Here is a 26,104-nt window from a genome sequence, read left to right as displayed (position 1 = left end):
AATCTGATAACAGTTGTAATCACGGGTTCTGTGAGCCAGGGAGCAAGCGGTGACGAAAGCGGAGAGGAATATGCGATAAATGGGAGGAAAGACACAGATTTCCTGTGTCTCCCTCACCATTAAGAGGTAAATACGACTGCTTCAGGACTGGAATGCCAGTGCACGCTTCTCGCACCAGCGGAAACCAATTGTTAACAATCCATTCATGGTCAGGTAGAGGCCCCCGGCCACGGTAAACACCGCCAGGGTGTCATAGGTCTGGGCGTTGAGACGCTGGGCCAGCCCCATGATGTCCATGATGGTGATGGTACTGGCGAGGGAGCTGCCCTTGAGCACCAGGATCACTTCGTTGGAGTAGGCAGGCACCAGCCGACGGGCGGCGTGGCGGGTCTTCATCCACAGAGTCTGGCCGGCGGAGAAGCCGAGCGCCCGGCAGGCTTCCACCTCGCCGGCGGGGATGGCGTCGAGCGCCCCCTTGAACAGCCGGGTGGAGTAGGCCGCGGTGTTGAACCCGAGCGCCAGCACGGCGCAGAACCAGGGCTGCTTGAGCAACGGCCAGAGCGGTCCGGCCTTGAGCCATTCAAACTGGCCAGGCCCGTAGTAGATGAGGAAGATCTGGATGAGCAGGGGCGTGCCGGTAAAGACCAACACCCACAGCTGCACAAGCTGGGTCACCACCGGAATGCGGCGCTCCAGCACCCAGGTCATGCCAGCCGCCATCAGCACGCCAAGCAGCAGGCTGAACGCGGTGAGCTGCAGGGTAATCGCCAGCCCCCCCAGCAGGGTCATCAGGTAATCCTGCATGGTCAGCCTCCGTAACGGCGGGTGTAACGGGCAGCCTGCTTCAAGCCAAACTCACTCACCAGGCTGATGGCCAGGTAGATGAGGGCGGCGGCGGCGTACCAGGTGAAGGGTTCATAGGTGCTGGCCGAGGCCATCTGGGCCTGGCGCATCATCTCGTTCACCCCGATGAGCGACACCAAGGCAGTGTCTTTGAGCAGCACCAGCCACTGGTTGCCCAGCCCCGGCAAGGCGTGACGCCAGGCCTGGGGCAGCACGATGCGAAAGAAGATATGGCTCTTGCCAAGACCCAGCGCCAGCGCCGCCAGCCGCTGCCCGGCGGGCACCGCATTGAGCGCCGCCCGCAGGGTCTGGGTGGCGTAGCTCGCGAACAGCAGGGAGAGCGCCAGCACGCCACAGGCGAAGGGGCTGAACTCCACATACTCCCCGGTGATGAGGAACAACACCTGGGTCGAGCCGAAGTAGATGAACAGCACCACCAGCAGCTCGGGCAAACCACGAATGAGCGTGGTCAGCGTGGCCACAGGCCACACCAGCCAACGCTGCTTGCTGAGCTCGGCGGCGCTGAATGCCAGCGCCAGCGCCATGCCCCCGACCAATGATGCCAAGGCCAGCCCCAGGGTCATCCAGGCTGCATCCAACAACAGGCTCAGCATGGCTTACTGCGCGAAGTACTTGTCGAAGATCTTCTGATAGGTGCCGTTGGCCTTGATGTCGGCCAGCCCCTTGTTCAGCTGGGTCAGCAGCTCCTGGTTGCCCTTGGCCACAGCGATGCCAAAGCCGGTACCGAAGTACTTGGCGTCGGTCACCGGTGTACCGATGACACCGTACTCCTGGTGCTGCTTGAGCCAATCGGCGGCAACGGCGGTGTCGGCGAAGACGCCGTCGGTGCGACCGTTCATCATGTCAAGGAAGGCGCTCTGGTAGCTGGCGTAGGGCACGGTCAGCAGACCCTTGCTCACCCAGTTGTCCACCAGGTAGGACTGATGGGAGGTGCCGTTCTGCACGCCAACCGTCTTGTCCACCAGCTCTTCAGGCCCCTTGAAGGCGCCCTTCTTGGCCACGAAGACCGCGGAGTTCTCGTAATAGATGTCGGAGAAGTCGACCTGGGCGGCCCGCTCCGGAGTCACGTCCATGGCGGCAATGACGGCGTCATAGCGACGGAACTTGAGGCTGGGGATCAGGCTGTCAAAGGCCTGGTTGTGGAAGCTGCACTCCAGCTTCGCCTGCTCGCAGACGGCGCGGGCCAGATCGATGTCAAAGCCCTGGAACTCGTTCTTGTCATCCAGGTATTCGAACGGCGCATAAGTGGCCTCGGTGGCGAACTTGATCTCCTTGGCCAGCACCGAGGTGCTCAGCAGACCCATGGCAGCAACCAGCAACAGACTCTTTTTCATGACAGCTTCCTTATCGATTCAGTATCAATGCATCAAGAATTCGGCAAACCGGCTGGTTTGCGGAGATTGGAAGATGGCGGCGGTGCCGGATTCGATGATCCGCCCCTTCTCCAGATAAATCACCTGACTGGCCACCTTGCGGGCGAACTCCACCTCGTGGGTCACCACCACCTGGGTGATGCCGGTCTGGCTCAGGGTGCGGATGATCTCCGCCACCTCTTTGGTTATTTCAGGATCGAGCGCCGCGGTGGGCTCGTCAAACAGCAGTACCTGGGGATCCATCATCAGGGTTCTGGCGATGGCCACCCGCTGCTGCTGACCGCCGGAGAGGCGCGCCGGCCAGGCATCCCGCTTGTCGGCCAGCTGCAACTGGGCCAACAGGTAGGCACCCTTCTCGATGGCGGCCGCCTTGCTCATGCCGAGCAGTTTTACGGGCGCCTCGATGAGATTCTCCATCACGGTGAGATGGGGCCACAGATTGTACTGCTGGAACACCATGCCCACCTTGCGGCGCAAGGCCTGGGCCTGACGGTTGAATTCGGCGGCAGAAAGGTTGGACGGGAAAGAAAATTCACTGTCGGCTATGCGCAGCACACCCGCATCCGGGGTGTCCAGCAGGTTCATCATCCGCAGCAGCGAACTCTTGCCCGCACCGCTCGGGCCCAGCAATACCAAGGTCTCGCCGGGTGCAGTCCGGAAGCTGACCTGTTGCAGTACCGGCACTTTGTGCCAGGATTTTTCGATGCCGATTAATTCGATACCCATACAGCCCAATTGAATAAGTTTTCAAAATTTCGTCCTGATTCTAGCGCCAGCATAAGTTGATGCAAGCTATATTTGAATCAATATGCAGAACAAGCGCCGCTTCCTTGCCAAAACAGGCATATGAATGCAAAATAGCAGCGCTGTTCGTATCTGCCGCCTGAGCGTGACAGGCGGTCACCTCCCTCATTCGTGAGTCCAAGATGAAACATAACGACAAGCAAGAAAAACTGGCCAAGGCCTTTAAAGCCTTGCTGAAAGAGGAGCGATTTGGCTCCCAGGCAGAGATAGTCACTGCCCTGCAAGAGATGGGCTTTGAGAACATCAACCAGTCCAAGGTCTCGCGCATGCTGAGCCGCTTCGGCGCCGTCCGCACCCGCAATGCCAAGATGGAGATGGTCTACTGCCTGCCGGTGGAACTGGGTGTGCCCACCACCTCCAGCCCGCTCAAGAACCTGGTACTGGATGTCGACCACAACGGCGCCCTGGTGGTGATCCACACCAGCCCGGGGGCGGCCCAGCTCATCGCCCGCCTGCTCGACTCCCTCGGCAAGGCCGAAGGTATCCTCGGCACCATAGCCGGTGATGACACCATCTTCATCACCCCGACCAGCGACACCGACATCGAAGAGCTCTACCTCTCCGCCCTCGAGCTGTTCGAACAGACCCCCTGATCCGGTCGCGCTCGCGCCACCTGAACGAAAAATCCCGGCCAAGGCCGGGATTGTTGTTTCTGCGCGATTAGCAAGCAGTTACTTGCCTTGGGCGACCAGAAAATCGATGGAGGGGGCGAAGAAGGCGGCTCCTGTCACTGCCCTGGTGAAGCGCAGCAGGTGATCGAAGTGGCTCCCCTCCCCCTTGTACATGCTGGCCAGCATGGCATTGAAGTGCTGCGGGGTGCGGCAGCAGGAGATGAAGTAGAGCCCCTGCTCGCGCATGGTGCCCCAGGGCATGCTCTGGCGCAGTATCTCCATGGACTCTCCCTTCGGGGTCTTGAGGTTGACCCGCTTGATGTGGGAGGTCAGCGGCTTGTCGGCCGATTCATACTCGATGTTGTCGGCCTTGGTGCGGCCAATGATGTCCTCCTGCTCCTTCAGGGCCAGCTTCTCCCAGTCGCTCATGGCATGCACCCAGCGCTGGACATGGACATAGGAGCCACCGGCAAACTCGCCCCCCTCCAGCAACGCTACCTCGGCCCTGTGCTCATCCTGGGGGTTCTCGGTGCCGTCGACGAAACCGGTCAGATCCCGGCAATCCAGATTGCGGAAACCGCGCACCTCTTCGGCCAGTGCCACCAACCCGGCCAGCAGGGCCATCACGCGCTGACCGGCATGGTGCAGCACATCGACCCGATCGGCACGCAGTTGCACGAAGAGATCAAACGGGGTATTCGGCGCCTCATGACCATTGGCTTCCTGAGCCATAAAACCACGGAACTGGGGCGGACGGGCGACAGGGTAGATGGCATCCCAGCCCTCGGCCCCGACGGCAACCAGACCGCTGAAACCGGCGTCGGGGAAATCGGCGCTCACCGAATCCCACAGAACCGGCAGCCTGGCCAGACGGGCTGCCAGCTCGACACCGTCACCGGTGCGATTGAACATCAGATAGAGGGCATGCAGATTCGGCTCTGCGCAGATCCCGGCTTGGGCTTTCATTTCTCTCTCCAAAGGCATTGGCTATGGGCGTGGCGCGATTATAAACCGGAACGGAGTCAATTCCTTGATTTCCCATCACTATCAGGACATCTGTTCGAACAGCACCAGGGCATGGGGGGCCACGGTGACCCGCGCCCTCTCCCCCTCGAGAGGCTCCCCTATGCTGGCCTCCAGCACCTGGTCGGCGCACTCCACCAGCACCCGGCAGTGATGGCCGAGGAACTGCTGCTCCCGCACCAGCAAGTCGCCATCGGCGGCGGCCGCCAATGCCAGCTGCTGGGGCCTGAGCATCAGCTGCAACCGCTCTCCCGGGGCGCGACCGTGCGGCTCATGGCCACAGATGACCCCGAGCGCCGTCTGCACGCAGTGGCTGTCCACCACCTCGGCCGCCAGATAGTTGACCCCACCAAGAAACTCCGCCACGAAGCGGTTCTGCGGCTGGCGATAGAGTTGTTCCGGTTCCCCTACCTGCTCGATGTGACCGGCTCGGAACAGCGCCAGCCGGTCGGCGAAGGCAAACGCCTCTTCCTTGCTGTGACTGACGAAGATGGCGCCTATCCCCTGACGCTTGAGCAGGGTGCGGATCTCGAGGATCAGCTTCATCCTCACCTGGGTGTCGATGTTGGAGAAGGGCTCGTCCAGCAGCATCAGTCTGGGCTTGCACACCAGGGCGCGGGCGATGGCGACCCGCTGCTGCTGGCCACCGGAGAGCTGATGGGGATAGCGATCCCCCAAGCCCTGCAGGTTGACCAGGGTCAGCGCCTCGTCGATCTGCTGCTGGCGGGCCTCGCGAGGTGCCCGGGTCAGCCCGAAACCAATATTCTCGGCCACCGTCAAATGGGGGAAGAGGGCGTAATCCTGAAAGATCATGCCGATGTGGCGACGCTCAGGCGACACCGTCACGCCGGGCCCGTCCAGCAGGGTATCGCCGAGACGAATGCTGCCTTCCGCCAGTGGCAGCAGGCCGGCGACGGCCTTTAGCAGGGTGGTCTTGCCACAACCGCTCGCCCCCAGCAGGCAGACGATCTCGTTGTCGGCCACCGTCAGGGAGAGCTGCTCCAGCACGTTCTGGCCGTTGTAACGGCAGCTAACCTTCTCTACTTGCAAGCAAGACACGACTCAGTTCCTCTCGTTTCGTGGCATCCCCCGCCGATGGCCGGGGTACGCTCATGTACCCTGGTGACAGGCCTAATGACCCGGGCTGTCCAGACTGCGATTGACCCAGATAAGCGGTACCAGCCCCACCAGCACGATGACGATGGCGCCGAGCGCCCCCCGCTCCAGCATCTCGTCCGAGACGAACTGGTAGACATGGGTCGCCAGGGTCTCGAAGTTGAACGGCCGCAGCAGCAGGGCCGCGGGCAGCTCCTTCATGGATTCGATGAACACCAGCATGGCACCGGCAAAGAGACCTCGTCGCACCAGAGGCAGATGCACCCGGCGCAGCATGCCCCCCGTCCCCTGTCCCAGAGAGCGGGCCGCCATGTCGAGGCTGGGGGAGATCTTGCCCATGCTGCTCTCCACCGAGCCGATGGCGATGGCCACGAAGCGCACCAGGTAGCCGAATACGATGGCGGTGAGGGTGCCAGTCAGCAGCAGGCCTGGTCCCTGCATCCCGAGCCACTCGGCCAGATCGTTGAGACCAAAATCGAGCGCCGTCAGCGGCACCAGCACCCCGATGGCGAGCACTGTGCCCGGCATGGCATAACCGGTGGCGGCGATGCGCAGGGGCAGCAGGCTGCGAGTGCCACCATCGAGACGGCGGAAGAAACCCAGCAGCAGGGCGATGGCCATGGCGAGCAGGGCAGTCAGGGCCGAGATGAGCAGACTGTTGCCGGCGAAGCGCACGAACTCCAGCGTCCACGACAGTGCGAAATAGCGCACCCCGTAATCCAGCAGGATGACGAACGGCAGAGCGAAACCGGCCAGCACCAGTCCCCAGCACCAGAGCCCGGCCAGCAGACGGCTGGCCCCCTTGAGGGGATAGCGCAGAGGCTGCTCATGGCCCATGGATTTCTGGAATACCTGCTGGCGCTGGCGGGAGCGGCGCTCCAGGGCGATGAGCAGCACCACGGCCAGCAGCATCAGGCAGGAGAGCCGGGCGGCAGTGGCCAGGCTGCCGTAACCGAGCCAGGTGTCGTAAATGGCCGTCGTCAGAGTGTTGATGGCAAAGAAATGGACGGTGGCGAAGTCGGCCAGGGTCTCCATCGCCACCAGCGATGCCCCGACCATGATGGCGGGGCGGGCCAGGGGCAGGCTGAGGCGACGAAAGCTCTGCCAGGGGGTGCAGCCGAGCAATCGGCTGGAGTGAATGAGGCTGACCGACTGTTCCAGGAAGGAGGCGCGCGCCAGCAGATAGACATAGGGGAACAGCACCAGCGCCAGCACCCAGGCGGCACCGCCGAGGGAACGGATGGCCGGGAACCAGTAATCGGTCGGGCTCTGCCAGTCAAACAGGGCTCTCAGCCCCGCCTGCAGCGGGCCCGAGTAGTCGAGCAGGTCGGTATAGACGTAAGCCACTATGTAGGAGGGCATGGCCATGGGCAGCATCAGGGCCCACTGCAGGGCGCGGCGCCCGGGCACCTGGCACATGGCGACCAGCCAGGCAGTGGGCACCCCGAACAGCAGGCTGAGCAGCACCACCCCCAGCACCAGACCTGAGGTGTTGCGAAGGTAATCGAGCAGCACCGTATCGACGAGGTGGCGAAACAGGTCTCCGTCTGCCGAGAGGGCAGAGAAGATGAGGGCAAGCACCGGCAAACCCAGCAGCAGAGCGGTGGCCCAGCTGCTGGCAATCCATCCAAAATTTTTCATGAGACCACAGAGATTGATGGGGCCCTTGGCCCCATCTGATTACAAGTCGAATTTCACTTCATCCAGCAGCTGCAAGGCGTCCTTGCGGTGCTTGGCGTAGTCGCTGACCGGCATGGGGTCAGACTTGAAACTGCCCCAGGACTTGACCATGGCGGAAGGCTCGACCCCGGCCTTGACCGGGTACTCGGCATTCACGTCCGCGTACATGTGCTGGGCGGTGTCGCCAGAGAGAAACTCCATCAGCTTCTGGGCCGCGTCCTTGTTCTTGGCGTACTTGGTCATGGCCACACCGCTCACGTTGACGTGGGCACCGCGATCACCCTGGTTCGGGAAGTTGATGTAGACCGCATCGGCCCAGGATTTCTGTGCCGGGTCTTTCAACATGGCACCCAGGTAGTAGCTGTTGCCCAGAGAGACGTCGCAGATACCATCCTTGATCGCCTTGACCTGATCCCGGTCGTTGCCTTGCGGCTTGCGCGCCAGGTTGGCCTTGACCCCTTCCAGCCAGGTTTTAGCGTCCGTCATGCCGTGATGGGCGATCATGGACGAAACCAGCGCCACATTGTACTCGTGCTTGCCGCTGCGGGTACAAATTTTTCCTTTGAATTCAGGCTTGGCCAGATCTTCGTAACTGATGGTGTCGAGCTTGCCGAGGCGATCCTTGCTGGAGTAGATGGCGCGAACCCGGGTGGTCAGGGCGAACCACTTGTTGTCCGGATCCCGATAGATGGACGGGATGTTATCCTGCAGCGTCTTGCTGTCCACCGGCTGCACCAGATCCTTCTCCACCAGATCGGTCAGGCGGCTGATGTCGACGGTCAGCATCAGATCCGCCGGGGAGAGCTTGCCTTCGCGCTCCAGACGCTCGTTCAGCCCCTCTTTGGCAAACACCACGTTGACCTTGATACCGGTTTCTTTCTCGAACTGCTGGATGATGGGCTTGATCAGCTCATCCTGCCGAGTGGAGTAGACATTCACTTCCGCAGCGGCAAAGGCCGACTGGGCGATCAGCGAGGAGAACACCAGCGCCAGCATCTTCATTTTCATCATCCATTCCTTGTCTGTGCATAAAGTGATAACTATTTTCGTTTGCATTCTGCATGAATCAGGATGAGAGGATCAAGGTGGTTTACAGAGGTAGGGCCACATATTTAATCGCCGCTAAAACAAAAAGACCGGATGGAATCCCACCCAGTCTCTCCATGACCACGTATTCTCTTTTTCTGCCGGGTCTGCCTGAGTGCTCCTCGGGCTTAGCCACCGGTTCCATGGCGCGGGATCACAGTGCCTCGTCGTCGCTCTCGCCGGTACGGATGCGCACTGCCTGCAGCAGGTCATAGACGAAGATCTTGCCGTCCCCTATCTTGCCGGTATAAGCCGCCTTGCAGATGGCCTCGATCACCCCTTCCACGTTCTCGTCGGCGGTGGCGATCTCCAGCTTTACCTTCGGCAGGAAGTCGACCTGGTACTCGGCCCCCCGGTATAATTCGGTGTGCCCCTTCTGGCGACCGAAGCCCTTGACCTCGGACACGGTCAGACCCTCGACCCCCAGGTTGGCGATGGCCTCGCGCACGTCGTCCAACTTGAAAGGTTTGATAATCGCAGTAATCAGCTTCATCTGGTTGCTCCCAATCCATGGTATGTCATGAAGAGGTCATCAATTCTTGTGCCAAGTATTTTTATTGTTTATTTTCATAAAGATAGCCATTAACCCTTGAGCCGTTTCGACTCAGGATCACCAAGGAAGCGCATCTCGCCCCATAATGAGGCACCAAGCTGCACCAGACTCCCTTGATGCACCAAATGAGAGCATCACCCCATGTTAGTCATCTCCAACAGCGTGATCATTCCCTGGCATGAGCTGCAGTTTCAGACCATGCGCGCCCAGGGTGCCGGGGGTCAGCACGTCAACAAGACCGACTCCGCCGTCTGGTTGCGCTTCGATTACCGCGACTCCCCCAGCCTGCCGGATCTCTACAAGGAGGGGCTGGAGAAGCTCAGCGACAGCCGGGTCCACGACGGCTTCATCCAGATCAGGGTCGAGACCCACCGCAGCCAGGACATGAACCGCAAGGAGGCCATGAGCCGCCTGACCGAACTGCTGAAAAAGGCCGCCTGGCGCCCCAAGGCACGCCATGCCACCAAGCCGACCCGCAGCTCCCAGCGCAAGCGGGTCGACGCCAAGAAGCGCAAGGGCGAGATCAAGTCGGCCCGCGGCAAGCCCGGGATGGAGTGAGCCGTTCAGGCCGAGGAAGAGAGACCCATGAGATACAGTTTTTGTGAGAGCGCCCAGGGCCCCCTGCTGGTCGCCATCGACCAGGATGGCCTGCGCTTCGTGGAGTTCATGCGGGGGGAGCAGCCGGTCACCCCGACAGCGGAATGGCAACGGGACGATATGGCCCTGGCCCCCTACCTCGAGCAGTTCGAGGCCTATTTCGCCGGCCGGCTGCAGCGCTTCACGCTGCCCCTCGCCGCCAGAGGCACCCCCTTCCAGCAGTCTGTGTGGCACGCCCTGTGCGACATCCCCTACGGCGAGACCGTCAGCTATCTCGAGATAGCCCAGGCCATCGGCAACCCCAAGGCGGTGCGGGCGGTCGGGGCCGCCAACGGCCGCAACCCCCTGAGCATCATAGTGCCCTGCCACAGGGTGATCGGCAGCAGCGGCGCGCTGACGGGGTACGCCGGCGGCATCCCCATCAAGCGCTGGCTGCTGGCACTGGAGCAACAGACTGTCGACAACTTCACGCTGACTCCCTGACCCTTGGTTAGCCGGCGGCATCCCGTTCACAACACTGGTTGCTGGCGCTGGAACAACAGACTGTCGACAACTTCGCGCTGACTCCCTGACCCTTGGTTAGCCGGTGGCATCCCGTTCACAACACTGGCTGCTGGCGCTGGAACAACAGACTGTCGACAACTTCGCGCTGACGCCACCGGGCGTTTAGCAAAATGAACAGAGTATGAAGAATCGCCTCAGAAGGGCTTCAGACTGGGAAAGGCATGATGCACTCACACTTGGATGGCACGGCTCATCCCTCATTCAAGTGGCACCCATGTGACGCTTCCAATCTGTCTTTTTCCCCGCGCCTCCTCTGAGGCGCTTTTTTTTTGCCCGAGTGGCCACAAAAAAGCCCGCCGAAGCGGGCTTTGATCTGAAGGCTCGAGCCTCTAGGTCACTCAGAGGGCGAGGAACAGGCCAGCGAGCGAGGCGCTCATCAGGTTTGCCAGCACCCCCGCCAGTATGGCCCGCATGCCGTAACGGGCGATGAAGGACTTGCGCTCCGGCACCATGGCCCCCAGGCCGCCAATCAAGATCGCCATGGAGGAGATGTTGGCGAAACCGCACAGGGCGAAGGTGACGATGGCCTTGCTCGACTCGTTCAGAGTCTGATCCTGCACCAGGGCGATGAAGGCGACGAACTCGTTGATGACGATCTTGGTGCCGATCAAGGCGCCGGCGGCCTGAGCCTGATCCCAGGGCACGCCGATCAGCCAGGAGACGGGGGCGAACAGCCAGCCCAGGATGATCTGGAAGCTCAGATCCAGCCCCACCAGATCACCGGCCCAGCCCAACAGGCCGTTGAGCATGGCGATCACCCCGACGAACGCCAACAGGGTCGCGCCCACCGCCACAGCGATGTTGAGGCCGGACATGGCGCCATCGGCCGCCGCTTCGATCACGTTGGTGGCGCGCGGGATCACCACATCTTCATGATGATCTTCCTCATCGGCACCGGGCGGTACCAGGATCTTGGCCATGGCCAGACCGGCAGGTGCCGACATGAAGGCGGCGGCGATCAGATATTTCAGCTCGACCCCGATGCTGGCATAGCCCACCAGAGTGCCACCGGCCACCGAGGCGAGACCGCAGCTCATCACCGCAAAGAACTGGGAGTCAGACATCTTGGAGAGGTAGGGCTTGACCACCAGGGGGGCCTCCACCATGCCAACGAAGATGTTGGCGGTGGCGGAGAGGCTCTCGGCACGGCCGGTGCCCAGCAGCTTCTGCAGACCGCCGCCCAGCAGGGCGATGACCCGCGGCATCAGGCCGATGTGGTAGAGGATGGCGATCACCGCGGAGAAGAAGATGATGACCGGCAGCACGTTGAACGCGAAGATGAAGCCCAGTTTGAACTTGGCCAGATCCCCGAACAGGAAGGCAATCCCCTCCTGGCCGTAGCCGATCACGCTGCTGACGCTCTCGCTGATGCCGTTGAGCATCTGCTGACCCGCAGGCAGCCAGAGCACCAGAGCGGCGAAGAGGACTTGCAGACAGAGGGCGAGCCCCACTGTTCTCAGCGGGATACGACGACGATTATCAGAGCAGAGTGCGGCTAGCGCCAGGATACTCAAGATGCCGAGCAGGGCGATCATAGGGATTCCATCTATTTGGGCTGAAGATGGGCGCGGATTCTGCTCCCCTACCCCCATCACTGCAAGTCCACCTAGTTACAGCCCTGTTAGCAAAAACGTTTGCACGATATCGGTTGCGTCAACTTGCTGATTTGGCTCGTTTTTGGTATCAGGCGAAAGTCAGTGTTTCAATATGGAAACGATTATTCCTCCACACCGGACAATCTGCCTCCCAGCCAGGGGGCCAGCCGCTGTGCCCAGTAGGGTTCGGGGCCGAAGCTCTCCTTGAGGAAATCGATGAAGAGGCGGATCTTGGGATCCAGGTGCTCCCGTCTGGCGTAGACGGCGTGCACCGCCATCTTCTGGTTCGGGCGCCACTGGGGCAGCAGGGGGATGAGCTGGCCGGATTGCAGCTCCTTGTCCAGCAGGTAGTTGGCTACATAGGCGATGCCGAGCCCGGCCAGGGCGGCATCCCGCACCGCCTCCGCCAGATCCACCCGGTAGTTGCCTGCCACCTGCACCGTCTGGCGCTCCTTGCCCTGGCGAAACGACCACTCGTGGTAGCGCCGCTCCCGGCTCTGGTAGGTGATGCAGTTGTGCCTGGCCAGATCCCTGGGGTGCAGCGGGGTACCGTGGCTCAGCAGATAGTCCGGCGAGGCCACCAGCACGAAGCCGATGTCCGCCAGCCGCTGCCCCACCAGGGCTTCGGGCTTGTCCTCGTAGGTGGTGATCCAGAGATCCAGCCCCTCATCCACCAGGTTGGTGCGGTGATCGAACAGGGAGACTTCCAGCTCCAGATCCGGGTAACGCGCCTGGAATGCCTTGAGCCGAGGGATCACGTGCAAGCGGCCGAAGGACTGGCCCACCCCCAGGTGCAGCACACCGCTCACCTTGCCGCGCCGCTCCGCCACCATGGAGTCCGCCTCCAGGGCCACCGCCACCAGGGCACGGCAGTGGCGGGCATACTCCTGGCCGAGTTCGGTGAGGGAGAAGCGGCGGGTGGTACGCTGCACCAGCTGGGCGCCGAGCTCGGTCTCAAGCTGAGCCAGCTGCTTGCTGATGTGGGACTTGGAGACCCCGAGCCGCCGCGCGGCGGCAGAAATGCCCTGCTCGCGGACCAGGGCATCGAAGATCACCATTTGGGGAAGACGTTGCAGCACGGGATAACCAGAGTGAGTGGCGGGCCCCCATTATTCCAGAGCCGCCCGCCAGGGGGTAGGGTCAGCGCCCCAGCGCCTCGATGATCTGCTGTTTGAGAGGATCATCCGACGGATTCTGATTGGCACCATAGCTTGCAATCAGCTTGCCATCGCGGCCCACCAGATATTTGTGGAAGTTCCAGTTCGGTGCATCCCCATCGGCGGCGACCGCCAGCCCCTTGAACAGCGGCACCGCATCGGCGCCACGCACCGAGACCCGGTTGAACATGGGGAAGGTGACCCCGTAATCCCGGCGACACACTTCGGCGGTCTTGTTTTCGTTGCCCGCCTCCTGCCAGAAGTCGTTGGAGGGGAAGCCGAGCACCACCAATCCCTTCTCTTTGTAGCTCTGGTAGAGCGCCTCCAGATCCCGGAACTGGCCGCTGTAACCACAATAAGAGGCGGTATTGACCACCAGCACCACCTTGCCCTCGGTCAGCTGGCAGAGGTTGTGGCGCTGGGTGTTGTTGAGTTCCCGCATCTCCACATTGAAATAGTCGGGGCAGGCGGCAGACGCTGCGCCCGAACCGATCAACAACCGCAGGGTGAACCATTTCATCGACGTGACTCCTCGGGTTTTCTCCATCATACGCACGATTCCTGAACAAGGTTCAGCGATCAGTGCAGCGGGATCCCGGTCAACCAGCCGTGGCCCCAGAAGACCAGCAGGGCCGTCAGCATCAGACCGGCGCCCACGCTGATCCCCGAACCCTGCCAGGTGGCCGCCGGCCGGGGCTTGGTGCGCCAGTCCCGCACCGAAATCCAGACGATGCTGACCAGCGCCCAGGCGCCTATCCCTCCGAACAGCACCAGGGAACGCGCCTCGCTGTTGACCGCCAGATGAGCGCAGGCCCAGAGCAGGGTACCGAGCAGTTGGGGATGTACCAGCCAGCGGCGCAGGTGGTTCGTTCCCTGCCCTGCGCACAGCAGGATCAGCGCGACCGGCATGGCCGCCATCACCAGCATGGGTCCCCAGGCGGGCGGGAAGTAGAGCGGCATGGGGCTGGCGCTGCGCCAGCCGGCGAGGATGCAGCCGATGGCGACGAACACCAGCAGCGAGAAGAGTCCCTTGTAACGGTTCTCACCCAACCGATCGCGCAGCCGGACACGGTGCGCTGCGGCGAAGCAGGGATAGAGATGGATCAGGGTAAATAGCACTACCCCCAGGGTCAGCAGGATCATGGGCGTCTTCTCGCACGTTGCCCCTCACGGGATGGGGAGATCACTATGCCGCAAAGGACCCTGGCAGAATACAAAAACCATATAGAAGACAGCAGGATAATAAAAAAGCCGATCCAGGGATCGGCAAGGTGCGTCAGAGGGTCCGCCCTCAGGCGAGCAACCACATCCGCTACACGGGGCTGGGTGCGGCCGGTGACGGGCACCGGCCAGAAGAGGATTAACGACGCAGCAGATAGAGAGCGGCGACGTTGCGGGCCGTGAGCTGCAGGTTGGTGGTGGCGGTTGCGATCGCCTCCGACAGGGACATGGCCCGGTTGACCACCGCAAACACGGCGTCGATGCCATGGTCATGGACCACGCCGCAATCGTCGGTGAGGCAGCCGGCGATGCCGATCACCGGTTTGCCGAACCGCTTGGCGCAGCGTGCGACACCAATTGGCGTCTTGCCGTGGATGGTCTGGCTGTCGATGCGCCCTTCGCCGGTGATGACGAGATCCGCATCGGCCACTTCATCGGCCAGTTTCAAGGCGTCGATGACGATCTGGATGCCGGGCTTGAGCTCGGCCCCGAGCAGGCCGACCAGGGCGGCGCCCATGCCACCGGCGGCGCCCGCCCCCGGAATATCCTTCACCTGCTTGCCGAGGGCCTGTTCGATGCAGTCGGCGTAGCGGGCCAGGTTGCCATCGAGCTGGGCCACCATCTCCGGAGTCGCCCCCTTCTGCGGGCCGAACACGGCGGAGGCGCCTTTCGGGCCGCACAACGGGTTGTTCACGTCGCAGGCCACCTCGATGACCAGCTCGCTCAGGCGCGGATCCAGCCCGCTCAGATCGATGGTCGCCAGCTCGGCCAGGCCGGCACCCCCCAACTCGATGGCAGAGCCATCCGCTTTGAGCAACTTGCCACCGAGCGCCTGGATCATGCCGGCACCGCCGTCGTTGGTGGCGCTGCCACCGATGCCGAGAATGAGGTGCTTCACCCCCATCTCCAGCGCCGCCAGGATCAGCTCGCCGGTACCGACGCTGGAGGTGAGCAACGGATTGCGCTGCTCGGGTGCCACCAGATGAATGCCGGAGGCAGCGGCCATCTCGATGACGGCCCGCTCGCCATCCCCCAGCAGACCGACGAAGCCCTGCACTTTGTTGCCGAGCGGAGCCGTCACTTCAACCTGCAGGATGCGGCCACCGGTGGCATCCACCAGGGACTGCACAGTGCCCTCACCGCCATCGGCCATGGGCAATTTGACATAGGTGGCATCCGGCAACACCTGCTTGAAACCCGCCTCGATGGCATCGGCCACCGCCATGGCGCTCAGGCTCTCCTTGAATGAATCGGGTGCAATAACAATTTTCATATCAATTCCTTAGGCGAGGCCAAACACGCCAAACATCAGGGTGGAGACAGTCGCAATGGTCAGACCGACCGCGGTTTCGTACGGGATGAGCTTGAGGCGCTCTCCGACGCCCATGTGAACGCTACCACCGGTGGCGTGGAAGAAGGAGCCGTGGGGCATGTGGTCAAACACGGTAGCACCGGCGTGGATCATGGCGGCCCCCGCCAGACTGCTGATGCCCAGTTCAATCAGGGTGGAGCTGAATACGTTGGAGGCCACCACTGTGCCTGCGGTGGTCGAGGCGGTCGCCAGCGACATCAGGGCACCGGAGATGGGGGCCAGCAGGTAGGAAGGCAGACCGGAGGCGGTCAGGCCGCTGATCAGCACATCCTTCAGACCCGAGTTCGCAATGATGCCCGCCAGGGTACCCGTGCCCAGCAGCATGATGGCCACCGGCGCCATGCGGGCCAGACCGGAGACTGCAAACTGGTTCACCTTGCTGAACTTGCCCATCATCAGGGCGCCGACCAGGCCGCCGAGGGGCAGGGCGATGAGCGGATCCACGACTATGCCGGCCACCGGGCGCAGGGCCAGCAGCAGTATGGCGACCAGGGGGGCGCTGATGGCGGCGAAGAAGCCGGGCAGCTTGCCACCGTCAAAGTTCACCACTTCGTCGGCCGCGACCTTGCTGCCCCGCTTGTTGAGGCGCTTGGCGAGCCAGTAGGCCATCACCAGACCGAACAGACCCGGGATGATGCCGGCCGCCATCACGGAGGTGAGGGGCAGGTGGAAGGCGTCGGACGCGGCGATGGCGTTGGGGTTGGGAGACATGACGTTACCCGCCTTGCCGCCCCCAATCATGGCCAGCAGGATGGCCGCCTTGGAGAGATCGGCACGACGGGCGATGGCCAGCGCTATGGGGGCGACAGTGATGACGGCCACGTCCACGAAGACGCCGACCGCGGTCAGGATCAGGGTGGCCAGGGCCAGGGCCAGCAGGGCACGGGTCTCGCCGAGCTTGCGGACTATGGTCTCGGCGATGGTGGTGGCGGCACCCGATTCGATCAAGACACCTGCCAGCACACCGGCCGCCAGGATCCGCATCACGGCCGTGGTGATCCCCTGGGCGCCGCCGATCATCAGGGCGACGGTCTGGGTCAGGTCGGCGCCGCCGATCAGGCCACCGGTCAGGGCACCGACTATCATGCCGTAGGCAGGCGGCACCTTCTTCAGAATGAGGAAGATGGCGATGGAGAGCGCAGCGAGAGCACCGAGCGCGGATACAGGGATCATGACGGGCACCTTTCAAATGAGTGAGTGGTGGCCATTATGGTGATCCCAACCCGGAATGCTTTGGCTTAAAAGCCAAAGCTTGCGTTTCAACAGCCTTTATTTTTGTTCATATGAACAAGTCAGCCGTCGAGATTGAGCCCGAGATAGAGCAGGAACTTGTCATCTAACTTGTTGAAATTTAAGCCTGTTATCTGCTCTATCCGGGTCAGCCGGTAACGCAGGGTATTGGGGTGGATGAAGAGCGCTTCAGCACAGGGATGCAGATCACAATCCTGCAAGAAATATTGGCGCAGCGTTTTTTGCAGCGTTCCTTTTGCATCCTCCTTTGCCAGCTTTTGCAGCGGGGCCCGCAGCTGATCCGCCTGCCAGGAGTCCGCCAGGCTGCCGAGCAGCACAGGCAGGCGGTAATCCTCGAAGAAGTAGACCTGCTTGCGCGGCGCCTGGCTCATGCCACGGCGCAGGGTGTCACGGGCGGTCTGGTAGGAGCGCGCCAATCCGCCCGTCCCGGCGAAGTAATCACCCACCCCTATGCGTACCTTGAAATGAGGAATGCGGGCCAGCAACTGCTTGATGCGGCTGCGCTCCTGCGCCGATTGCCAGACGCCGTCACAGAGCTGCGCCGGCTTGAGCACCACTATCTCGTCCAGACCGTTGATGGCCACCAGGTTGTCCCGCTCCGGGTTTTCCAAGAGGTGCACCAGTTCCCGCAGGCGGGCGGGCTCCGCTTCCTCCAGTGCCAGCACGGCGACGACGCGAGGCTGCGCCAGATCGAGATCGAGGAAGCGGGCCGCCTGCTGCAGCTGATCGGCCCGCCCCTCGCCGCGGATGAGCTGCAGCACCAGTTCCTCCTTGTGGCGTTTGTCCCACTGCAACTGCTCGGTGAGCGCCGCCTGCTCCAGGATGAGCTCGGCGGTCATCCGCACCAGTTCAGCGTAAGCACGCACTTCCTCCGGATCCCCAGAGATGCCGATGACCCCGAGCAACTCCCCCTGATAGGCGATGGGCAGGTTGATGCCGGGCCTCACCCCCTTGAGCTGCCGGGCAGTGGCATCGCTGATCTCCACCACCCGGTTCTCGGTCAGTGCCAGCACGGCCCCCTCGTGACGCTGATGGAGCCGCTCCGGGTTGCCGGAGGCGATGATGAGGCCCCGCTCGTCCATCACGTTGACCGAGAACGACAGTATCTTCATGGCCCGGCTCACTATCTGACGAGCAAGGGTGTCATTGAGCTGCATTGCCTCTCCATACCATTCGTTGACAGGGCCCCCGGGTGGCCTGGTTCAGGGGACAGACCCGTTAAAGATCCCACATCATCAAGACAAGCGCGGGGGGGATCGCTAGAATAGGCCACTTTACGCTATCTGTGCCCCACCATGGATCATGGATCCGGCGTCATGCCGCTCCCTATTGTGGTGGCTCCACCCTTCCGATAGGGACTCCGCTATGGATTATGAATTTCGCCGCGACCCGTTCGGTGGCTATCGCGCCCGGTTCTCCATGGGCCACGAGGCCATCGGTCAGTGGCTGATCGATGAAGTTGGCAAGGATGAGGAGACGCTCGACGAGCTCTTCTCCATCATTGACCAGCTATCCAATCGAACCCGCACTGAGTACCAGCGTCATGGCGGTGACTATTCACTGCTGCTCACCCCTGAGGAGGCAGAGGTGAAAGCCAACGTCCTCAATATCGAGCTGGATGAGGATCTCGACGATCTCGCCTACTACGATGATGAGCAGCTGGCCATGTGCGGACTGGAAGACTTTGCCCAGGTGCTCGGCTCCTGGCGCGCCTTTATCCGCAACGAGGATATGGGCTGAATACCCCCAATTTCGGGCGAGCATGCCCCTTGCAACCCAACAGGATTGACTATGTCCATTTACGATTTTGATGATGAACTGCCGGAAGACGAAGAACAGGAATCCAGCCAGAAAGCCGCCGTGCCTGCCAAGAAGAAGGGCAAGCAGGTGATGAATACCCAGGTCAACCTGAGCCCGCGCGATGCCAGCCGCCTGAACGGCCTGCACGTGGAAGCCATCACCACCCTGGACGATGTCAGCCTGCCGAAGAACGTGATCTTCAAGGCCGGCCTCATCGCCCTGGGCGAGCTGGAAGCCACCAAGCGCGCCGACATCATAGCCCGCGTGATTGCCGAATCCGGTCGCTAATCAGCGCCACCCTCTATCCCCAAAGCCGGAGCCTCTGCTCCGGCTTTTTTATTGTCCGCTTTGGTCAGCACCGGCGGCAAGAAGGAGCACGCCAGGACTCCGACCAGTCCATTGCGCCTTGTGCGAGAGGCGAAGGCTCGTTAAGGTGCGCCCCTTGCAACCCACAAGGAGACTCAATGTTACCACTCCCTGACACCCTCATCTGGCTCGCTCTTGGGCTGGCCGTGCTGCTCGGCCTGGCCCGCCAGCAGCGCAGCGGCCTGATCCTGCTGGGGATTGCCCTGCTGACCGCGCTCTGGCTGGAGCGACTCGGCCCCGTCGCCGCGCTGGTCAGCCTCGCCGGCCTGTTGCTGGCCTGGCGCACGCCCACCCTGCCCCAGCCCTGGCGTGGCGTCGCGCTGACCCTGGTGCTGCTGTGGGCCCTGGCACTGACGCTGCACCTGGTGCCGGGCTTTGCCAACCTCAAGGTGCTGGATCGGGTGCAGGCCGGCCCCGCCAGCGTCCCCTTCACCCTCTACCTGAATCTGGACAAGCCGCTCATCTTCTTCGGTCTGCTGCTGGCCTGGCCCGCCCTGCTCGGCCCGGGCGGCGCGATGCGCTGGCGACCGCTGGCCCTGCTCATGCTGCCGCTGGCGGCCCTGCTGATCACCGCCTGGCAACTGGGAGCCCTCAAGCCCGAAGTGGGGCTGCCCCACTGGTGGTGGCTGTTCGCCTTCAACAACCTGCTGTTCACCTGCGTGGCGGAAGAGGCGCTGTTTCGCGGCTTTATCCAGCAAGGGGTGGCGAGCCGAAGCAAGCCCTGGCTCGCTCTCCTGGTCGCCAGCCTGCTGTTCGGGGCCGCGCACCTGGCCGGCGGCCCGCTGCTGGTGCTGCTTGCCGCCCTGGCGGGGGCCTGCTATGGCCTGGCCTTCCTGCTGAGCGGACGGCTGAGCGTCGCCATACTGCTGCACTTCCTGTTCAACTTCGCCCACCTGGCCCTGTTCACCTACCCGCTGGCCAGCAGCTAAATACGGAGGCAGGCTCTCACCGGATAAAAAAATGCCCCGAACCTGTGGGTTCGGGGCATTTTCATCGCATCCGGACAGCTAGTCGACGTAGAAGGTCTGCTGGAAGGTCAGCGTCTGCTGCTGCCCCTCCCCCATGATCTTCAGGGTGAACTGGTAGGTGTCCTCGTTCCGGTAGGGCAGCACCGCCAGGTAGTAAATGGAGTCCCCCTCCTTCACCTCCTGGAAGCTCAGGGTGCGTATGGTGCCGGTGAGGTTCTTGGCCTCGCCGCTGATGCCCACCGCCTGAGCCACCCCTTGCTTGTTCTGCACCGCAATGTTGACGATGCCGTTGTAGCGGCTGCGCTCCAGGCCATAGGCCTTTGCCACCTCAGGGGTGAGGAAGCTGGAGTTGAAGGCGCTGTAGTGAACCTGCCAGGGGCCCAGCTCCTTCATCTGCTCGGCCCGCAGTGGCAGTGTCATCAAGAGTGCCAGCAGGCAGCTCATCCAGACTGTTTTCATGATGTCATCCTTCTCGTGTTCCACTCTCCAGCAGGGCGGCGATCTCGGCGGGGATCTGTCTTGGTGCCTCGATGGCGACCGTCTTGTGCCGTCCCAGCTCCCCCCGCACGATGCGGACCTGCCCCTTGGCCACCTTGCACTGTTTGGCCAGATACTTGATCAGATGGCTGTTCGCCTGGCCATCCACCGGCGGCGCCGTGATGGCCACTTTCAGTTCGTCCCCGTGCAAGCCGACGATCTGATCCCGGCTCGCCTTGGGCTGGATCATCAGGTGCAACACCAGCGCGTCCCCTTCCAGCAGGACGGCTGGCATCAGATCATCCACCACAGCTGACCGAACAGATCCCCCAACAGATAGTTTATGGCCTGCAGCGCGATGAAGGCGACCAGCACCGAGAGATCCAGGCCACCCAGCGCCGGCAGTATGCGGCGGATGGGTGCCAGGAAGGGCTCGGTCAGCTGATGCATCACGTATTCGATGGGGTTGCGGCCCTGGCTGACCCAGCTCAGGATGGCACGGATCAGCAGCACCCAGAAGATCATGGAGCCCGTCTTCTTCAGTATGGTGAGCACCGCAAACAGGCTGAGGGTCAACCAGTCGGTCAGCAGCACGTTCATGCTCTTGAGCAGCGCCAGCTTGGCGAAGGCGATGATGAGTGCCAGCAGCACAGAGGCCATGTCCAGCCCGCCGAAGCCGGGGATGATGCGGCGCAGCGGGATCACCAGGGGGTTGGTCACCTTGACCACCATCTGGCTCATGGGGTTGTAGAAATCGGCGCGGGCCCACTGCAACCAGACTCGCAGCAGCACCACCATGAGGTAGAGATCAAAAATCGTATTAATCAAAAAGTAAGCCGTGTTCATCCGGGCTCCTTGCTACAAAAGGTTCAGAAAAGGGTTTCCATCTCGCCGGCCCGAGTGACGGCCGCCTGCATGGCGCGTGAGGTCAGCGGCTTCAGCCCCTGCTCCTGGAATGTCTTGACGGCCTCGGCCGTGGTGCCGCCCTTGCTGGTAACCTGCTCGCGCAGGGCCTGCAGGGAGAGCTCGGGGTTCTGCTCCACCATGGCGGCGGCGCCAAGGGCGGTCTGCTGCACCAGCAGACGGGCCTGCTCGGGAGTGAAACCCATGGCCTCCGCCTCCTCGGCAATCCCCTGCATGAACAGGAAGAAGTAGGCAGGGGCGCTGCCAGCCGCCGCGATGACGCCGTTGATGCCGCTCTCCTGCGCGACCCAGAGGGTCTTGCCGACGGCCTGCATCATCTGTTCGGCGAAGTCGCGATCCGCCTGTTCTATGCCGGTCGGAGCATAGAGCCCGGTCATTCCCAAGCCCAGCAGGGAGGGGGTATTGGGCATGGTGCGGATGATGCGGGAGTGCCCCCCCGCCATCTCCTGCAACCGCTCGACCTTGATACCGGCGGCAATGGAGATGAGCAGCTTGCCCGCCAGCGACCCCAGCTCGGCCACCAGCGCCTCCAGCATGGCCGCCATCAGCTGGGGTTTGACCGCCAGCACGATGACGTCGGCCTCACGGGCCGCCTCGGCGTTGTTCTGGGTGATGCGAATGCCGAACTGATCAGCCAGTTCGTCCAGCTTGGGCCGACTGGGGTTGGCAGCGATGATCCGCCCGGCCGGATAACCGGCCTGGATCAGGCCGGCAATGATGCTGCGGCTCATGTTGCCCGCCCCGATGAAGGCGAGGGTTCTCTTATGCTGCATCTTGCACTCCTGCTGATGAAATGACTGCGGAGCCCTGCGTGCCCGCCCCAATAAAGGCGAGAATTCTATGTTGCATCACACACTCCTGTTAATGGCTTCCAATGCGGCGGTGTGCCGGGCCGACGAAGGCGAGGACAGGCTACACCGCATGCTTCTGTTCATGAGTAATCACGGGCACCGAAGATGGCGGTGCCGACCCGGACCATGGTGCTGCCATGGGCGACGGCGGCCTCGAGATCCTCGGTCATGCCCATCGAAAGGGTGTCGACGCTCGGGTATTGTTGCGCAAGCTCGGTGAACAGAGCCTGCATGCGCCGCATCTGCACAGCCAGAACCGCCTCGTCGCTGGTGTGCTCCGGGATGGCCATCAGGCCACGCAGCACCAGTCGCTCGCTCTGGGCAACCAGGGCGGCCAACCGGAAAATCTCTTGCTCCGACGTACCGGATTTGCTGCTCTCTCCGCTAATATTGATTTGCAGACAGACATTTAGCGGTGACAACCCGGCTGGACGCTGGTTGTTGAGGCGCTCGATAAGTTTGTCACGATCGACGCTTTGCACCCAATCGAATCGCTCCGCCACCAACCTGGATTTGTTCGATTGCAGCGGGCCGATAAAGTGCCACTCTATGTCTTGGCAGGCAGCCTGCTCACGCAGGGCATCAATCTTGAGGGCGGCCTCCTGGGCATAGGATTCGCCAAAGCGGCGCTGACCGGCGGCATAGGCGGCCTGGATGTCTTCAAGCGGCTTGGTCTTGCTGACCGCAAGCAGCTGGATATGATCGGCGCCACGGCCAACTCGCCTGGCGGCCTGTACAATACGTTCCTTTACCTGAAGCAGGTGCTGGGCAATCTGGCTCATATTTCGTTCGTGATCTTGTGATGGGAGAATAACAAATCTATGGATATCACAGAGTTATTGGCTTTCAGTGTAAAGCATAAGGCCTCGGATCTACACCTCTCAGCCGGGGTTCCCCCGATGATCAGGGTTGATGGAGAGGTTCGCAAGATCAATTTACCCGCCCTGGATCACCGTGAAGTGCACGCCCTGATCTACGACATCATGAACGACTATCAGCGCAAGGAGCTGGAGGAGAATTTCGAGGTGGACTTCTCCTTCGAGGTACCCGGCATGGCGCGTTTTCGGGTCAACGCCTTTCAACAGGCGCGGGGCTCTGGCGCCGTGTTTCGCACCATACCCAGTACCGTTCTGACCCTGGAGGATCTGGAAGCTCCCGAGATGTTCCGCAAGATAGCCGAGTTTCCGCGCGGCCTGGTGCTGGTCACGGGCCCGACAGGTTCGGGCAAGTCCACCACGCTTGCGGCCATGGTCAATTACATCAATGACAACTTCCACCACCACATCCTCACCATCGAGGATCCCATCGAGTTCGTGCACGAGAACAAGCGCTGCCTGGTCAACCAGCGCGAGGTGCACCGCGATACCAAGAGTTTCGCCAACGCCCTCCGCTCGGCCCTGCGTGAGGACCCGGACATCATACTGGTGGGGGAAATGCGCGACCTCGAGACCATCCGCCTCGCCATGACGGCGGCAGAGACCGGTCATCTGGTGTTCGGTACCCTGCACACCTCGTCGGCGGCTAAGACCATAGACCGGATCATCGACGTCTTCCCCGGCTCGGAGAAGGACATGGTGAGATCCATGCTCTCCGAGTCCCTGCGGGCGGTCATCTCCCAGACCCTGCTCAAGCGGATCGGCGGTGGTCGGGTGGCAGCCCACGAGATCATGCTGGGGATCCCGGCGGTGCGAAACCTCATCCGGGAAGACAAGGTCGCCCAGCTCTACTCCGTCATCCAGACCGGGATGACCCACGGCATGCAGACCATGGATCAGAGCCTCAAGCAGCTCGTCAACCGGGGCGTGGTTGCCGCCCTCGATGCCAGGGCCAAGGCGGCCGATCCCAACAGCATTTAAGATGCTTTCATACCCAAGGAGACACTATGAACATGGATGTTCTGCTCGCTGCACTGGTTGAACAAAAGGGATCGGATCTCTTCATCACGGTCGATGCCCCCCCCACCCTCAAGGTCAATGGACGCCTGGTACCGCTCGAGGGGGGGCCGCTGGACAGGCAGGCGGCGCTGGCCCTGGTCAGGGATAGCCTGGACGAGACGCACTTCGAGCGATACCTGCATAGCCGGGAGGCAAACTACGCCATCCACCGTGAAGGACTTGGCCGATTCCGGGTCAGCGCCTTCTGGCAGCAGGATATGCCGGGCATGGTGCTGCGTCGTATCGAGACCCGTATTCCCACCTTCGAGGAGTTGGTACTGCCCCCCATCCTGCAGGATGTGGCCATGGCCAAACGCGGGCTGGTGCTGTTCGTCGGTGCCACGGGGGCTGGCAAGTCCACCACCCAGGCGGCCATGATCGGTTATCGCAACCAGCACGGCGACGGCCACATACTGACGGTGGAGGATCCGGTGGAGTTCGTCCACCAGCATGGGCGTTGCCTGGTGACCCAGCGGGAGGTCGGCATAGACACCGACTCCTTCGACGTGGCCCTCAAGAATTCCATGCGCCAGGCACCGGATGTCATCCTGATCGGTGAGATCCGTACCCAGGAAACCATGGAACTGGCCATCCAGTTTGCCGAAACGGGCCACCTCTGCCTCGCCACCCTGCACGCCAACAACGCCAACCAGGCGCTGGATCGCATCCTCCATCTGGTGCCGGAGGCGAAACACCGCCAGTTCCTGTTCGATCTCTCCTTCAACCTGCGCGCCATCGTGGCGCAGCAACTGCTCCCCAGCGTGAATGGCAGCCGCCGGATCGCCGCCTTCGAGATCCTGCTCAACACCCCGCTCATCACCGACATCATCCGCAAGGGCGAGATGCACAGGCTCAAGGAGGTGATGACCAAATCCGGCGAGCTCGGCATGCAGACCTTCGATCAGGCGCTGTTCACCCTGTTCTGCGCCGGCCAAATTGGCTACAGTGAGGCCCTTGCCCATGCCGACTCCGCCAACGACCTGCGACTGCTGATCAAGCTGTCGGGTCGCGAGCAGCTGGGTGCAGGCACACTCGACAACGTGACCCTGGATGAATGAGGGACGTGCGTCACCGCTAGTAAAGGACAGTTATGCTAATTGTGGTTTCCCCGGCCAAGACGCTGGATTACGAGTCGCCGCTGGTGACCTCCCGTTTCACCCTGCCCGAGCTGCTGGATCACTCCGCCCTACTGATCCATCGGGCCAGGCAACTGGCCCCGGATCAGATCGCCAGCCTGATGAAGATCAGCGACAAACTGGCGGGACTCAACGCCGCCCGCTTTGCCGAATGGCAGCCGGATTTCACCCCTAACAATGCCCGCCAGGCCCTGCTGGCCTTCAAGGGTGATGTCTACACCGGCCTCGCCGTGGAGGATTTCAGCGAGGCGGATCTCGACTTTGCCCAGGCGCACCTGCGCATGCTGTCCGGCCTCTACGGCGTGCTGCGACCGCTGGATCTGATGATGCCCTACCGGCTGGAGATGGGGATCCGCCTCGACAACGAGCGCGGCAAGGATCTCTATCAGTTCTGGGGTGACATCATCACCGAGCACCTGAACAAGGTGCTGGCTGCACAGGGCAGCGAGATGCTGATCAATCTGGCGTCTGACGAATACTTCAAGTCGGTTCGCCCGAAGGCCCTGAAGGGCCGCATCGTGACCCCCGTGTTCAAGGACGAGAAGAACGGTCAGTTCAAGATCATCAGCTTCTACGCCAAGAAGGCCCGCGGCATGATGGCCCGCCACATCATCAAGCACCGACTGACCGAGGTAACCCAATTGACCGGGTTCAATGAGGCTGGCTACTATTTCGTGCCACAAGAGTCCGACGATCGCACCCTGATGTTCAAGCGCGCTGAAAATTAATTACAGATGGAGGGAACCAAGTTCGGGATCCACGGGTCTGAACCTATGAATCC

30 protein-coding genes are annotated in these 26,104 nt (G+C 62.1%); 9 read left to right on the top strand and 21 right to left on the bottom strand.

What is annotated here, in order from left to right:
- Window positions 1–141 precede the first annotated feature (141 nt).
- Genes artM through BN1127_RS13420 form a run of 4 tightly spaced genes read right to left on the bottom strand, consistent with a single transcriptional unit; the run spans window position 142 to window position 2,963 of the window.
- Window positions 142–804: an arginine ABC transporter permease ArtM gene (artM, locus tag BN1127_RS13435; protein ID WP_042649806.1), complete on the bottom strand. Its 663-nt coding sequence runs from the start codon at window positions 802–804 to the stop codon at window positions 142–144.
- 2 nt (window positions 805–806) lie between these two features.
- Entirely contained in the window at window positions 807–1,457 is a 651-nt protein-coding gene (artQ, locus tag BN1127_RS13430; RefSeq protein WP_005332336.1) for an arginine ABC transporter permease ArtQ, read from the bottom strand.
- A gap of 3 nt (window positions 1,458–1,460) precedes the next feature.
- Entirely contained in the window at window positions 1,461–2,198 is a 738-nt protein-coding gene (locus tag BN1127_RS13425; RefSeq protein WP_042649805.1) for a transporter substrate-binding domain-containing protein, read from the bottom strand.
- Window positions 2,199–2,222: 24 nt separating this feature from the next.
- The gene (locus tag BN1127_RS13420) at window positions 2,223–2,963 is read right to left on the bottom strand and encodes an ATP-binding cassette domain-containing protein (protein ID WP_042649804.1); all 741 of its coding nucleotides are present in this window, start codon (window positions 2,961–2,963) and stop codon (window positions 2,223–2,225) included.
- Window positions 2,964–3,163: 200 nt separating this feature from the next.
- On the opposite strand from BN1127_RS13420, the gene argR reads away from it, so the two are divergent.
- Complete coding sequence (gene argR, locus BN1127_RS13415; protein WP_005308670.1) at window positions 3,164–3,634, top strand: transcriptional regulator ArgR; 471 nt, start codon at window positions 3,164–3,166, stop codon at window positions 3,632–3,634.
- Between the two features lie 78 nt (window positions 3,635–3,712).
- Here argR and BN1127_RS13410 read toward each other — a convergent pair whose 3' ends face one another.
- The 5 genes from BN1127_RS13410 to glnK all read right to left on the bottom strand — a co-directional run bounded on the left by BN1127_RS13410 (window position 3,713) and on the right by glnK (window position 9,050).
- A complete protein-coding gene (locus BN1127_RS13410) occupies window positions 3,713–4,618 on the bottom strand; it encodes a Dyp-type peroxidase (protein WP_042649803.1) in 906 nt (301 codons plus the stop codon).
- Window positions 4,619–4,699: 81 nt separating this feature from the next.
- Window positions 4,700–5,734 (bottom strand): ABC transporter ATP-binding protein, encoded by a 1,035-nt coding sequence (locus tag BN1127_RS13405; RefSeq protein ID WP_042649802.1) that lies wholly within the window; start codon window positions 5,732–5,734, stop codon window positions 4,700–4,702.
- A 72-nt stretch (window positions 5,735–5,806) separates the two neighbouring features.
- Entirely contained in the window at window positions 5,807–7,432 is a 1,626-nt protein-coding gene (locus tag BN1127_RS13400) for an ABC transporter permease (RefSeq protein WP_042649801.1), read from the bottom strand.
- Window positions 7,433–7,471: 39 nt separating this feature from the next.
- Window positions 7,472–8,479 carry a Fe(3+) ABC transporter substrate-binding protein gene (locus tag BN1127_RS13395; RefSeq protein WP_082030105.1) on the bottom strand — a complete coding sequence of 336 codons (1,008 nt, stop codon included), beginning with the start codon at window positions 8,477–8,479 and terminating at the stop codon, window positions 7,472–7,474.
- Window positions 8,480–8,711: 232 nt separating this feature from the next.
- Window positions 8,712–9,050 carry a P-II family nitrogen regulator gene (glnK, locus tag BN1127_RS13390; RefSeq protein ID WP_005332325.1) on the bottom strand — a complete coding sequence of 113 codons (339 nt, stop codon included), beginning with the start codon at window positions 9,048–9,050 and terminating at the stop codon, window positions 8,712–8,714.
- 201 nt (window positions 9,051–9,251) lie between these two features.
- Between glnK and arfB the strand changes: the two genes are divergently transcribed.
- Window positions 9,252–9,668 (top strand): alternative ribosome rescue aminoacyl-tRNA hydrolase ArfB, encoded by a 417-nt coding sequence (gene arfB / locus BN1127_RS13385; protein WP_005332323.1) that lies wholly within the window; start codon window positions 9,252–9,254, stop codon window positions 9,666–9,668.
- A 27-nt stretch (window positions 9,669–9,695) separates the two neighbouring features.
- On the top strand, window positions 9,696–10,190 hold the full coding sequence (locus BN1127_RS13380) for a methylated-DNA--[protein]-cysteine S-methyltransferase (RefSeq protein WP_042649799.1): 495 nt from the start codon (window positions 9,696–9,698) through the stop codon (window positions 10,188–10,190).
- Window positions 10,191–10,609: 419 nt separating this feature from the next.
- On the opposite strand, the gene BN1127_RS13375 is transcribed toward BN1127_RS13380, so the two are convergent.
- The 7 genes from BN1127_RS13375 to BN1127_RS13345 all read right to left on the bottom strand — a co-directional run bounded on the left by BN1127_RS13375 (window position 10,610) and on the right by BN1127_RS13345 (window position 18,024).
- A complete protein-coding gene (locus BN1127_RS13375) occupies window positions 10,610–11,806 on the bottom strand; it encodes a NupC/NupG family nucleoside CNT transporter (RefSeq protein WP_042649798.1) in 1,197 nt (398 codons plus the stop codon).
- 182 nt (window positions 11,807–11,988) lie between these two features.
- Window positions 11,989–12,924, bottom strand: a complete 936-nt coding sequence (locus tag BN1127_RS13370) for a LysR family transcriptional regulator (protein WP_042649797.1) — start codon at window positions 12,922–12,924, stop codon at window positions 11,989–11,991.
- An 82-nt stretch (window positions 12,925–13,006) separates the two neighbouring features.
- Window positions 13,007–13,543 carry a glutathione peroxidase gene (locus tag BN1127_RS13365; RefSeq protein WP_042649796.1) on the bottom strand — a complete coding sequence of 179 codons (537 nt, stop codon included), beginning with the start codon at window positions 13,541–13,543 and terminating at the stop codon, window positions 13,007–13,009.
- A gap of 59 nt (window positions 13,544–13,602) precedes the next feature.
- The gene (locus BN1127_RS13360) at window positions 13,603–14,166 is read right to left on the bottom strand and encodes an NnrU family protein (protein WP_042649795.1); all 564 of its coding nucleotides are present in this window, start codon (window positions 14,164–14,166) and stop codon (window positions 13,603–13,605) included.
- A 217-nt stretch (window positions 14,167–14,383) separates the two neighbouring features.
- Window positions 14,384–15,517 carry a glycerate kinase gene (locus tag BN1127_RS13355; RefSeq protein ID WP_042649794.1) on the bottom strand — a complete coding sequence of 378 codons (1,134 nt, stop codon included), beginning with the start codon at window positions 15,515–15,517 and terminating at the stop codon, window positions 14,384–14,386.
- A gap of 9 nt (window positions 15,518–15,526) precedes the next feature.
- Window positions 15,527–16,789, bottom strand: coding sequence for a GntP family permease (locus BN1127_RS13350; protein ID WP_042649793.1), 1,263 nt, complete (start codon window positions 16,787–16,789; stop codon window positions 15,527–15,529).
- Window positions 16,790–16,908: 119 nt separating this feature from the next.
- Complete coding sequence (locus BN1127_RS13345; RefSeq protein WP_042649792.1) at window positions 16,909–18,024, bottom strand: sugar diacid recognition domain-containing protein; 1,116 nt, start codon at window positions 18,022–18,024, stop codon at window positions 16,909–16,911.
- Between the two features lie 208 nt (window positions 18,025–18,232).
- Here BN1127_RS13345 and BN1127_RS13340 point away from each other — a divergent pair, with 208 nt between their 5' ends.
- From BN1127_RS13340 to BN1127_RS13330, 3 genes are all read left to right on the top strand, one after another.
- Entirely contained in the window at window positions 18,233–18,607 is a 375-nt protein-coding gene (locus BN1127_RS13340; protein ID WP_005332296.1) for a YacL family protein, read from the top strand.
- Between the two features lie 51 nt (window positions 18,608–18,658).
- Complete coding sequence (locus tag BN1127_RS13335; RefSeq protein ID WP_005332293.1) at window positions 18,659–18,955, top strand: hypothetical protein; 297 nt, start codon at window positions 18,659–18,661, stop codon at window positions 18,953–18,955.
- A 176-nt stretch (window positions 18,956–19,131) separates the two neighbouring features.
- Complete coding sequence (locus BN1127_RS13330; RefSeq protein WP_042649791.1) at window positions 19,132–19,962, top strand: CPBP family intramembrane glutamic endopeptidase; 831 nt, start codon at window positions 19,132–19,134, stop codon at window positions 19,960–19,962.
- Between the two features lie 78 nt (window positions 19,963–20,040).
- On the opposite strand, the gene BN1127_RS13325 is transcribed toward BN1127_RS13330, so the two are convergent.
- From BN1127_RS13325 to BN1127_RS13305, 5 genes are all read right to left on the bottom strand, one after another.
- Window positions 20,041–20,460: a DUF4426 domain-containing protein gene (locus BN1127_RS13325; RefSeq protein WP_041206420.1), complete on the bottom strand. Its 420-nt coding sequence runs from the start codon at window positions 20,458–20,460 to the stop codon at window positions 20,041–20,043.
- A gap of 4 nt (window positions 20,461–20,464) precedes the next feature.
- Window positions 20,465–20,773 (bottom strand): DUF167 family protein YggU, encoded by a 309-nt coding sequence (gene yggU / locus BN1127_RS13320; protein WP_041206422.1) that lies wholly within the window; start codon window positions 20,771–20,773, stop codon window positions 20,465–20,467.
- The gene (locus BN1127_RS13315) at window positions 20,773–21,324 is read right to left on the bottom strand and encodes a YggT family protein (protein ID WP_025325667.1); all 552 of its coding nucleotides are present in this window, start codon (window positions 21,322–21,324) and stop codon (window positions 20,773–20,775) included. The genes yggU and BN1127_RS13315 overlap by 1 nt, the downstream gene beginning before the upstream one ends.
- A 23-nt stretch (window positions 21,325–21,347) precedes the next feature.
- Window positions 21,348–22,175 carry a pyrroline-5-carboxylate reductase gene (gene proC, locus BN1127_RS13310; protein ID WP_042649790.1) on the bottom strand — a complete coding sequence of 276 codons (828 nt, stop codon included), beginning with the start codon at window positions 22,173–22,175 and terminating at the stop codon, window positions 21,348–21,350.
- Between the two features lie 158 nt (window positions 22,176–22,333).
- A complete protein-coding gene (locus BN1127_RS13305; RefSeq protein WP_042649789.1) occupies window positions 22,334–23,035 on the bottom strand; it encodes a YggS family pyridoxal phosphate-dependent enzyme in 702 nt (233 codons plus the stop codon).
- Between the two features lie 39 nt (window positions 23,036–23,074).
- On the opposite strand from BN1127_RS13305, the gene tapT reads away from it, so the two are divergent.
- From tapT to yaaA, 3 genes are read left to right on the top strand one after another with little or no spacing between them, the layout of a single operon-like run.
- A complete protein-coding gene (tapT, locus tag BN1127_RS13300; protein ID WP_041206426.1) occupies window positions 23,075–24,109 on the top strand; it encodes a type IVa pilus ATPase TapT in 1,035 nt (344 codons plus the stop codon).
- Between the two features lie 26 nt (window positions 24,110–24,135).
- The gene (locus BN1127_RS13295; RefSeq protein ID WP_042649788.1) at window positions 24,136–25,245 is read left to right on the top strand and encodes a PilT/PilU family type 4a pilus ATPase; all 1,110 of its coding nucleotides are present in this window, start codon (window positions 24,136–24,138) and stop codon (window positions 25,243–25,245) included.
- Between the two features lie 32 nt (window positions 25,246–25,277).
- Window positions 25,278–26,051, top strand: coding sequence for a peroxide stress protein YaaA (yaaA, locus tag BN1127_RS13290; RefSeq protein WP_042649787.1), 774 nt, complete (start codon window positions 25,278–25,280; stop codon window positions 26,049–26,051).
- Window positions 26,052–26,104 lie beyond the last annotated feature (53 nt).

It is taken from the genome of Aeromonas media, assembly GCF_000819985.1.
Taxonomy (GTDB): Bacteria; Pseudomonadota; Gammaproteobacteria; order Enterobacterales; family Aeromonadaceae; genus Aeromonas; species Aeromonas media.
The sequence above is the reverse complement of the archived record's forward strand: the minus strand, read 5'-3'. Positions and strand labels throughout refer to the sequence as shown.

Excerpts from the sequence above, each read along its gene's own strand:
- artM (WP_042649806.1), bottom strand. The coding sequence starts at position 804 with ATGCAGGATTACCTGATGACCCTGCTGGGGGGGCTGGCGATTACCCTG.
- artQ (WP_005332336.1), bottom strand. The coding sequence starts at position 1,457 with ATGCTGAGCCTGTTGTTGGATGCAGCCTGGATGACCCTGGGGCTGGCC.
- BN1127_RS13425 (WP_042649805.1), bottom strand. The coding sequence starts at position 2,198 with ATGAAAAAGAGTCTGTTGCTGGTTGCTGCCATGGGTCTGCTGAGCACC.
- BN1127_RS13420 (WP_042649804.1), bottom strand. The coding sequence starts at position 2,963 with ATGGGTATCGAATTAATCGGCATCGAAAAATCCTGGCACAAAGTGCCG.
- argR (WP_005308670.1), top strand. The coding sequence starts at position 3,164 with ATGAAACATAACGACAAGCAAGAAAAACTGGCCAAGGCCTTTAAAGCC.
- BN1127_RS13410 (WP_042649803.1), bottom strand. The coding sequence starts at position 4,618 with ATGAAAGCCCAAGCCGGGATCTGCGCAGAGCCGAATCTGCATGCCCTC.
- BN1127_RS13400 (WP_042649801.1), bottom strand. The coding sequence starts at position 7,432 with ATGAAAAATTTTGGATGGATTGCCAGCAGCTGGGCCACCGCTCTGCTG.
- BN1127_RS13395 (WP_082030105.1), bottom strand. The coding sequence starts at position 8,479 with ATGAAAATGAAGATGCTGGCGCTGGTGTTCTCCTCGCTGATCGCCCAG.
- glnK (WP_005332325.1), bottom strand. The coding sequence starts at position 9,050 with ATGAAGCTGATTACTGCGATTATCAAACCTTTCAAGTTGGACGACGTG.
- arfB (WP_005332323.1), top strand. The coding sequence starts at position 9,252 with ATGTTAGTCATCTCCAACAGCGTGATCATTCCCTGGCATGAGCTGCAG.
- BN1127_RS13380 (WP_042649799.1), top strand. The coding sequence starts at position 9,696 with ATGAGATACAGTTTTTGTGAGAGCGCCCAGGGCCCCCTGCTGGTCGCC.
- BN1127_RS13375 (WP_042649798.1), bottom strand. The coding sequence starts at position 11,806 with ATGATCGCCCTGCTCGGCATCTTGAGTATCCTGGCGCTAGCCGCACTC.
- BN1127_RS13370 (WP_042649797.1), bottom strand. The coding sequence starts at position 12,924 with ATGGTGATCTTCGATGCCCTGGTCCGCGAGCAGGGCATTTCTGCCGCC.
- BN1127_RS13365 (WP_042649796.1), bottom strand. The coding sequence starts at position 13,543 with ATGAAATGGTTCACCCTGCGGTTGTTGATCGGTTCGGGCGCAGCGTCT.
- BN1127_RS13360 (WP_042649795.1), bottom strand. The coding sequence starts at position 14,166 with ATGATCCTGCTGACCCTGGGGGTAGTGCTATTTACCCTGATCCATCTC.
- BN1127_RS13355 (WP_042649794.1), bottom strand. The coding sequence starts at position 15,517 with ATGAAAATTGTTATTGCACCCGATTCATTCAAGGAGAGCCTGAGCGCC.
- BN1127_RS13350 (WP_042649793.1), bottom strand. The coding sequence starts at position 16,789 with ATGATCCCTGTATCCGCGCTCGGTGCTCTCGCTGCGCTCTCCATCGCC.
- BN1127_RS13345 (WP_042649792.1), bottom strand. The coding sequence starts at position 18,024 with ATGCAGCTCAATGACACCCTTGCTCGTCAGATAGTGAGCCGGGCCATG.
- BN1127_RS13340 (WP_005332296.1), top strand. The coding sequence starts at position 18,233 with ATGGATTATGAATTTCGCCGCGACCCGTTCGGTGGCTATCGCGCCCGG.
- BN1127_RS13335 (WP_005332293.1), top strand. The coding sequence starts at position 18,659 with ATGTCCATTTACGATTTTGATGATGAACTGCCGGAAGACGAAGAACAG.
- BN1127_RS13330 (WP_042649791.1), top strand. The coding sequence starts at position 19,132 with ATGTTACCACTCCCTGACACCCTCATCTGGCTCGCTCTTGGGCTGGCC.
- BN1127_RS13325 (WP_041206420.1), bottom strand. The coding sequence starts at position 20,460 with ATGAAAACAGTCTGGATGAGCTGCCTGCTGGCACTCTTGATGACACTG.
- yggU (WP_041206422.1), bottom strand. The coding sequence starts at position 20,773 with ATGCCAGCCGTCCTGCTGGAAGGGGACGCGCTGGTGTTGCACCTGATG.
- BN1127_RS13315 (WP_025325667.1), bottom strand. The coding sequence starts at position 21,324 with ATGAACACGGCTTACTTTTTGATTAATACGATTTTTGATCTCTACCTC.
- proC (WP_042649790.1), bottom strand. The coding sequence starts at position 22,175 with ATGCAGCATAAGAGAACCCTCGCCTTCATCGGGGCGGGCAACATGAGC.
- BN1127_RS13305 (WP_042649789.1), bottom strand. The coding sequence starts at position 23,035 with ATGAGCCAGATTGCCCAGCACCTGCTTCAGGTAAAGGAACGTATTGTA.
- tapT (WP_041206426.1), top strand. The coding sequence starts at position 23,075 with ATGGATATCACAGAGTTATTGGCTTTCAGTGTAAAGCATAAGGCCTCG.
- BN1127_RS13295 (WP_042649788.1), top strand. The coding sequence starts at position 24,136 with ATGAACATGGATGTTCTGCTCGCTGCACTGGTTGAACAAAAGGGATCG.
- yaaA (WP_042649787.1), top strand. The coding sequence starts at position 25,278 with ATGCTAATTGTGGTTTCCCCGGCCAAGACGCTGGATTACGAGTCGCCG.